The sequence below is a fragment of the Marinobacter persicus genome (assembly GCF_002934325.1).
Lineage (GTDB): Bacteria > Pseudomonadota > Gammaproteobacteria > Pseudomonadales > Oleiphilaceae > Marinobacter > Marinobacter persicus_A.
This window is the reverse complement of record NZ_PTIV01000084.1, coordinates 1-1325: the sequence shown is the minus strand read 5'-3', so window position 1 is coordinate 1325 and position 1325 is coordinate 1. Positions and strand designations below refer to the sequence as shown.

Annotated in this window: 2 protein-coding genes; both read left to right on the top strand. The window is 44.5% G+C overall.

Going from position 1 to position 1325, the window contains the following annotated elements:
* The first annotated feature begins 535 nt into the window (after positions 1-535).
* Positions 536-766 (top strand): DNA-binding protein, encoded by a 231-nt coding sequence (locus BY454_RS16680; protein ID WP_104417675.1) that lies wholly within the window; start codon positions 536-538, stop codon positions 764-766.
* Positions 763-1248, top strand: a complete 486-nt coding sequence (locus BY454_RS16675; RefSeq protein WP_146082740.1) for an Arm DNA-binding domain-containing protein — start codon at positions 763-765, stop codon at positions 1246-1248. The genes BY454_RS16680 and BY454_RS16675 overlap by 4 nt, the downstream gene beginning before the upstream one ends.
* The last annotated feature ends 77 nt before the right edge of the window (positions 1249-1325 follow it).

The following is a 1325-nucleotide window of genomic DNA, read 5'->3' as shown; positions in this document are numbered from 1 at the left end:
AGGATGGCACCAAACAATATAAGGTCTCGCCCGGGTTGCTCAGGCCGCTACGCGATGTGAAATAAGTCCACTACGTCGTGGAATGAACGCTTACGCTCGGCTCACCATCTGAGAGAATTGCCTGTTGGGTTACCTTGATAGTCGAAAATAAACGCGCTCCCGGTTTCAAATTAACGCATATCTTCGTTTAACTGCCTTACCCGCACGCCTTTTTAACGTTCGAATTCATCTTGCAGGCAAGCACTCCTCCTTCTCCTATATTTGTAAGTTTTTCACAATGGGTTAAATTGTCCCAAAGCATTTACTAATGGCAATTCCTTGAATCGAATTAGCAAAGCATTCCAAAAACTTTCTTGTCTAATTCAGTATTTTTCGAAATTAGACGAAACCCAAAAAGCTTTTACTCTGGGATACTTAAAAGATAGACCGGTCATTCGTAGCACGTGGAACACTATGTCGAATACCGACATAGATTTAGGTGACGTTATGAGGTTTATCACAGTCTATGTAACGATTAAAACCATGAGGAATACTTATGAATAATGAATCACACGAGTTCACAAGAGAATTCGACATTGCACTCAACCCCGCCCGTTGGGTACGACCAATCCTGCTCCCTGCCCTGTTCGGCATTACCCCAGAAATGGCAAGAAAATACAGAGAACGTGGCCTGTGGCTGGAAGGCAAGCACTGGCGCTTCGATCCCATTAAACGCGTAGTGTACTGTCCTGCTGAAATTGAGAAGTGGATGGAGGGAGAGTTTTGAAACTCCCACCAGGCGTGACAAAACTTCCAAAAGGGGTTGAAATTCACGGCAACCGCCTGCGGATTTCTTTCATGTATGGAAAGAAGCGCTGCCGTGAACCCCTTCCGGGAGTTGCTAAAATCACAAAATCGGCCATTGCTTATGCCGAGCGTAAACGCCAATCAATCCTCACAGAAATTCGTGAGGATCGATTCAATTATGCTCTCCATTTTCCGGACTCCAAGAATGCCAAATTATTCAGTGGTTGGGGTGGTCCGGACATTCAAAAAACTGTCGAAGAAGCCCTGGAAGAATGGCTCGCATTCCAAGAGAGGGTAAGAGCTCCCTCAACGTTCCGAAACTATAGGTCCAAGTCCAGAAAATTAACTCGAAAGTGGCCAAGAAATCGGTTATGTGATATCAAAAAATCCGAGATTGAGATGTTCCAAAGCGAACTCTTGGAAGAAGGTCTGTCTCCAAAAACAGTTACTAATCCGAAATAAAGTAAGCGAACATTACCCGGAGATATAAGCCAGGTCCGGATGACCGAAAAACGATTTCAATAGCTTTGGCAATTTCT